6 protein-coding genes and 2 tRNA genes are annotated in these 6707 nt (G+C 42.9%); 5 read left to right on the forward strand and 3 right to left on the reverse strand.

From position 1 onward, the window contains the following. Positions 1–43: 43 nt before the first annotated feature. Complete coding sequence (gene argF / locus RRG12_RS24170) at positions 44–964, reverse strand: ornithine carbamoyltransferase (protein ID WP_420760934.1); 921 nt, start codon at positions 962–964, stop codon at positions 44–46. A 251-nt stretch (positions 965–1215) separates the two neighbouring features. Between argF and RRG12_RS24175 the strand changes: the two genes are divergently transcribed. Then, positions 1216–1287: transfer RNA gene (locus tag RRG12_RS24175), tRNA-Thr, on the forward strand. 205 nt (positions 1288–1492) lie between these two features. Here RRG12_RS24175 and pyrE read toward each other — a convergent pair. Further along, complete coding sequence (gene pyrE, locus RRG12_RS24180) at positions 1493–2116, reverse strand: orotate phosphoribosyltransferase (RefSeq protein WP_069068977.1); 624 nt, start codon at positions 2114–2116, stop codon at positions 1493–1495. Positions 2117–2222: 106 nt separating this feature from the next. On the opposite strand from pyrE, the gene RRG12_RS24185 reads away from it, so the two are divergent. After that, the gene (locus RRG12_RS24185) at positions 2223–2657 is read left to right on the forward strand and encodes a hypothetical protein (RefSeq protein WP_069068976.1); all 435 of its coding nucleotides are present in this window, start codon (positions 2223–2225) and stop codon (positions 2655–2657) included. 111 nt (positions 2658–2768) lie between these two features. Here the strand turns inward: RRG12_RS24185 and RRG12_RS24190 are convergent. Then, positions 2769–2841, reverse strand: a tRNA-Ile gene (locus tag RRG12_RS24190). A 291-nt stretch (positions 2842–3132) separates the two neighbouring features. On the opposite strand from RRG12_RS24190, the gene RRG12_RS24195 reads away from it, so the two are divergent. From RRG12_RS24195 to RRG12_RS24205, 3 genes are all read left to right on the forward strand, one after another. After that, positions 3133–3834 (forward strand): hypothetical protein, encoded by a 702-nt coding sequence (locus tag RRG12_RS24195; protein WP_069068975.1) that lies wholly within the window; start codon positions 3133–3135, stop codon positions 3832–3834. 106 nt (positions 3835–3940) lie between these two features. Next, positions 3941–5338, forward strand: coding sequence for a hemolysin family protein (locus RRG12_RS24200; protein WP_420760935.1), 1398 nt, complete (start codon positions 3941–3943; stop codon positions 5336–5338). Between the two features lie 109 nt (positions 5339–5447). After that, positions 5448–6659, forward strand: a complete 1212-nt coding sequence (locus tag RRG12_RS24205) for an endonuclease (protein ID WP_420758009.1) — start codon at positions 5448–5450, stop codon at positions 6657–6659. Positions 6660–6707 lie beyond the last annotated feature (48 nt).

Consider the following 6707-nt stretch of genomic DNA (forward strand, 5'->3'; position numbering starts at 1 on the left):
TTACAAGCAAGAAAACTATACCCTATACCCTGTGCCCTATTCCCTACTCTGCTCCTAAAATACTCGCAAGCAAAGCCTTTTGGGCATGGAGGCGATTTTCTGCCTGTTCCCAAACTCGTGATTGGGAACCTTCAATAACTACCTCGGTAATTTCTTCACCGCGATGAGCTGGTAAGCAGTGTAAAACAATTGCCTCTGGGTCAGCAAGGCTCAATAACTGCTCCGAAATTTGGTAAGGCTGGAAAATTGGCATCCGGTTATCGGCTTCTGCTTCTTGTCCCATACTTGCCCAAACATCAGTGTAAAGTACAGCAGAACCCTTTGCAGCTAATTCTGGATCGTGAGTGAGGAGGACTTCAGTTTTGTTGTTAGCGATCGCTCTTGCTTGCTCTACAATCCTAGAATCTGGCTCATATCCGCTAGGAGTAGCAATTCTGACATTCATCCCCACCAAAGCACAGCCCAACATCAGAGAATTGGCCACATTATTCCCATCACCCACGTAGGTTAAAGTTAACCCAGCCAGATTGCCAAAGCCTTCTTGAATCGTCAATAAATCAGCTAATACCTGACAAGGATGTTCTGCATCGGTAAGTGCGTTAATCACGGGAATCTTGGCATAATGAGCAAAAGTTTCCAAATCTTGCTGGGCAAAAGTGCGAATTGCCAAAATATCCAAATATCGATCTAACACCCGCGCCGTATCCTGCAAAGGTTCGCCACGACTAACTTGAGTGACATTAGGGTTGAGATCAATTACCTGTCCACCCAGTTGGTACATCGCCACAGTAAAACTTACCCGTGTGCGAGTTGAAGCTTTGGAGAACAACAACCCCAAAACCTTATTACACTGCAACTTCAACTGTTGCGATTTAAGTTGAGTTGCCAATTCCAGGAGTTCTTGAAGTTCCGTAGGACTGATGTCCGCCAGACTTAATAAATCTCGTCCGAGCAATGCTGCCATGCTTGTAATCTGTAAAAAATAATTATATATTTCCGTTCCTTTATTCAGCCGTGCCAAGAAAATACAGTTTTAGAGCCGACTAGATATTTTTGGGTTCAGCCCAGGATTTGAGTTAGCTTTTGCCAAACTTTCGGATTTCATAGCCCAATCTAGTCAGAGGGAAATAATTTTAGCGATCGCACCTAGACAAATAAATTGATTATGGTACAATAATAAATTGTGGTTGCTTTTTAAGAGCAATCGCTAAACCTGCCAGCATAGCACAGTGGTAGTGCATCCGACTTGTAATCGGAAGGTCGCGAGTTCAAATCCCGCTGCTGGCTTAAAATACATATAAAAATTTCAGTACTTACTGATAAATGGAGACTTAAACAACCGTTTATCAGGTAACTTACATATTTGCGATCGCCAGTGCAGTAAAGGCTATTTTGAGCCTAAAATAATAAAACCCTTATTAAGGCTTTAATAAGAGTAATAATTTAAATTACATAAATTTGTCAAATTGTCAAACAACTTGGCAAGTGACACTTATGAATTCGCAAGTTGTCGGTAGCGTTCTTGAACTTCTTGAATTGAAAACAAAGTTTCAAACTTCAACCCCGCTGACTCGTACAATTCCCCTCCTCCTTGTTGTCGATCTACTAGTGAAATTACTTGATTGACGGTATAACCTGCATCTTTAAGACGCTCAACTGCTTTCAAAGCCGATTGTCCAGTTGTAACTACATCTTCCAAAACTACTACTTTTGCACCCTCTGGTAAACTGGGACCTTCTATATAAGCTTTCGTCCCATAACCCTTGGCTTCCTTGCGAATAATCAGCGCTGGTATCGGTCGGTTTTCATAAACAGAAACTATACTCACTGCTGTCACAATTGGGTCAGCCCCCATTGTTAAACCACCTACAGCCTGTGTATCTAAAGGTAACAAAGGAAACACTAAACGCCCAACTGCCAAAGCCCCTTGAGGATGCAGTGTTACCTGTGTCTTATTGACATAATAAGAACTACGTAACCCAGAAGAAAGGAGAAAATCACCCTCTTGATAAGCAAGTTGACAAAATAAATCTAGTAGCTTGTGGCGCAAGGTGGTCAAATCAGGAGTGGTTGCCCAAATATCTGAGTGGGTAAGAGTTTCAGTAGGATACGTCATTACAAAACATTAAAAGTTGTGCTACACCAAAGGTTGAACTCATCAGAGTTCTGAACTTAAGCATAAATTAAGATTCGCCCAAAACAAAAATTGAGGAGTCGGAAACGTGCGTATAAAATTCAAAACCCTTGGTGGTTTATTAGTGCTGCTTGCTGCTGGTATTGCTTTTCCCTCTGTTGCATCTGCCCAAACGGAAACACCGAAAGCTGAAACTACGAGTGATGTATTTGAACGAGCTTATTTTCGTCACGATCGCAATTTCTACGAAAATAGCAGCCTCAAACGCCAGCTAGACTCATTTCTAGGATCTGGTTCTGGTTTCGGTGGTTCTTTCCCAGAAAATGAAATTGCCCGCGATGCTGAGTTGGTTAACACTTTATATCATGATGTCCTGACTCAGCAAGTTGGCAACGATCCTTATATTCGCACCCCTGATTTACCAAATCCTTATGACACATCACTGATGATGTCTCCTCGTTTGAATAGCAACAAACTCAGAGTAGGAACTGAATTCAGGTTTGAAACCTTACCATCTCGGTAAGATTGGGGAGTGAAGAAGGGAATAGGGTACAGCTTACAGGGTACAGATTATTCCCTATCACCTGTCACCTCTCCCCTAATTCCGTCTATTACTAGTTTTTGATGATGTCAGTGCGCCCTGCTGGAATCGAACCAGCCTGAAGACGAATTATGAGTTCGTTGCCTCCCCAATCGGCCAAAGGCGCTTGTAGTGTTGAGTTGCTATGAGTAAATTGCTTTCACTCTTAGGTCAACCTTAATTGGCTAATTTTTACAACGAGGAGAATACCTCATATACCGAGTTTAGCCAATTCAATGAATATACCACAAATTTACCACGTGTGAACACTGGACAATAGTTTACTAGATTTTTATACTACATAATTTGATCATAGATATAGTGCAAACTAATATTGATTAAGTTCCTTTAAGGATTGAGGTCAAAAGCTTCACTATTCTTAAATAGACCAGCATTCTATTGTGATAGCTTGTCAGCGATGAAAATAAATTCTACTGTACTTCTTACTTTGATTTTGTTAATCCTGATGATGGGAGCAGGTTCTGTGAGCGCACTTCTGGGGTTTGAACTAGGGAGTTCGGCACTTAAAGGCGTTACCACACCAGATGGGCGACCCACAACCAAATTTGCCAGCAATAAGGCAAATAGCTCTCAACAGGGAGGGCTAGTGCTATTAAAAGAGGAAGAGATTCTGAAAATTGTTAAGGCGCGAGTTGAGGGTAAGACCAAGGCTGCTAAATCAGAAAAGCTAGAGGAAGACGATGAAGAAACCAATAGCAGCAAGCAGAAGCCAGAGGAAAAACCCCCAGCAGTGGTTGAAGAAAAACCCCAGCCAGGTTTTCCGATTACTGCCCAAAGTGAGGGTGTAACCATGACTGTAGAATCTTTCCGCTACTCTGGTGGTGATTTGCTTCTGAAAGTAAAAATGCAGAACAAAGGTAAGGATTCTGTGCGCTTCCTTTATAGTTTTCTAGATGTTAGCGATGATAAAGGACGAACCCTGAGTGCCAGTACAGAGGGTTTACCAACAGAATTGCCTGTAAATGGGCCAGCATTTTCAGGTACAGTGAGCATTCCCACAGCTTTACTTGATGATGTCAAAAAAATATCACTTGCTCTTACTGACTATCCCGCTCAACAATTGAAGCTAGAGGCATTGGATATTCCTGTAGAAAGGTAGATTGGGCATTGGGATTAGGGGAGAGGTGATAGGTGACAGGTGATAGGGAATAATCTGTACCCTGTAACCTGTACCCTATTCCCTTCCTAACTCCCCATTCCCCTAAATGGAGGGCGTGAGTTTTACACGAGCTTTGGTGGTGATTGGTTTTCCTAATTTAATTTGGACAGATGTGGCGCTACGGTTATTGTCAGTGCTACTACTGATTGCCATAAATGCCTTTTTTGTGACAGCGGAATTTTCGATGGTGAGCGTGCGGCGATCGCGTATTCACCAGCTAGTTAAGGCTGGGGATATTCCAGCGATCGCAGTCGAAATGCTACAACGCAGTATTGACCGACTGCTATCTACCACCCAGTTAGGCATTACCCTATCTAGTTTGGCACTGGGATGGATTGGCGAAAGTACGATTGTCGTCCTGGTGAATGCATGGTTTAAATCCTGGCCTTTACCTAGTGGGATGACTACCTTCCTGGCGCATTCCTTATCAATTCCCATTGCCTTTTTCTTGATTGCTTATTTGCAAATAGTGATCGGAGAACTATGTCCCAAATCCTTAGCTATGCTTTACTCAGAACAGCTAGCGAGGTTTTTGGGGCCTTCGGTAAAAGCGATCGTGCGTTTTTTTGGCCCCTTCATTTGGATTCTCAACCAATCAACTCGTTTTTTATTACGAATTTTTGGCATCCAATACACAGGTCAAGGCTGGCGACCACCTGTAACCCCTGAAGAATTGCAACTGATTATTTCTACAGAATGGGGATCTACTGGTTTACAGCGTGCGGAGCGAGAACTGCTCAATAATGTCTTTGAGTTTGGGGATGTCATGGCCCAAGATGTGATGATCCCTCGCACCAGTATTATCACACTGCCAAAAGATGCTACCTTCCAGACATTACTCAAAGAAATGGCTTCTACTGGTTACTCTCGCTATCCCGTGATTGGTGAATCTTTGGACGATGTTCGCGGCATTGTTTATTTTAAAGATTTGGCACAACCTTTGGCTGTAGGAAACCTAAGTTTAGAGACACAAATCCAACCTTGGATGCGTCCCGCCCGGTTTGTTCCAGAACATACGCCCTTGAGTGAACTTTTGCCCATGATGCAGCAAGAGAAACCCGCTATGGTCATGGTAGTGAATGAATTTGGCGGTACTGTGGGACTAGTGACAATCAAAGATGTCATTGCCGAAATCATTGGCGACGCCGGCGAACCTGAAAGCAGCGACGACTTACTGATTCAGATGTTAGATGAGCAGAAATTTCTGGTGCAGGCGCAAATCAACCTCGAAGACCTCAACGAAGTTTTGCATCTCAATTTACCCGTGACAAGAGAATACCAGACACTAGGAGGCTTTTTACTGTATCAGTTACAGAAAATTCCTGTTAAAGGCGAAACCTTCTGTTATGAAAATATCGAATTCACTGTGGTATCAATTGTTGGCCCACGCCTGCATCAAATTCAACTGCGACGCCTGGAGGGGGAGGGGGGAGGAGAGGGATGAGGGAGCAGGGGGAGCCTTTCAAGGGTAGGTATTTAATAAAGGCGTATTTTTGCAGGTAAAATACTATCTAGCTTTTATCAGCAGAATTACTACGGGTGCAGGAGGGTGAATGCAAGTAGGAAAAAGCGAGGAATTAAGAGAATGGACTAGAAAAGTAATTGAAAAAATGCCAAATCTCACAAAACCTCAAGCTGTTGTACTGGCAATGTGGACTTTTGGGATAGTAATGACCCAATCAAGTGGACTGACAACGGTTTCAGTATTTTTAGCAGAACTACTGGGTAAAAAGGAGAATACTATACGTCAGCAACTGCGGGAATGGTATCGAGACGCAGAAGATAAAACAAAAACTGGTCGAACTTCATTGGATGTGACATCTTGTTTTAGTCCACTACTATCTTGGATTCTAAGTCTTTGGCCTAAAGGTGAAAAACGTCTAGCATTGGCAGCAGATGCTTCAACTTTAAGCGATCGCTTTACTGTATTAGCAATTAGCATTGTTTACCGTGGCTGTGGAATTCCAATTGCCTGGAAAATAGTTGAAGCTACCATTCCTGGAAGTTGGAAACCTCACTGGGAAGAATTATTTCGCCATATAGACAAAACTGTACCACCAGATTGGTTTGTAATTGTCACCACAGATAGAGGGCTTTATGCTGAGTGGTTGTATCAACAAATCTTGAACTGTGGTTGGCATCCTTTTATGCGGATTAACCTTCAGGGGCAGTTTCAAATTAAAGGTACTGTTTCTTGGCTACCTCTAAATACTCTTGTTCGAGAAGTTGGTCAGTCATTTGAGTCATTGGTAACTTGTTTCAAAAGTAACCCGATTGAATGTACATTGTTAGCCCGTCATGACGAGGGCTATGCCGAACCTTGGTTAATTCTCACCGATTTACAACCCGAAGTTGCGGATGCTTGTTGGTATTCGATGCGCTCTTGGATTGAATGTCTATTTAAAGACGGTAAAAGAGGTGGTTTTGCTTGGCATCAAACTAAAATGACAGATACCAAACGAGCCGAGAGACATTGGTTAGCGATCGCAATCGCTACTTTATGGCAGGTTAGTGTTGGAGGTGCTATTGATGCCAATTTGCCTATTAGTAGTTTAGACGAATTACCACAAACCCACGTTGCACGACGCAATTTGAAAAATAGTGTCTTCCATCGTTGTCTCTCATGTTTCCGTCGTGGATTTTTAGTGATTAAGGCTGCCGTTCTTAATCGTCTTCCCCTACCTCAAGGTAGCTTTTTCCCTGAACCTTGGCCTTCCTTGACTCCACAACTCCATGTCTCTCAAATCACCCTCTCTACTGCCTGATTTTTAAATACCTACCCTTGAAAGGCAGGGGGAGCAGGGGGAGCAGAG

Source organism: Nostoc sp. CALU 546 (assembly GCF_048836525.1).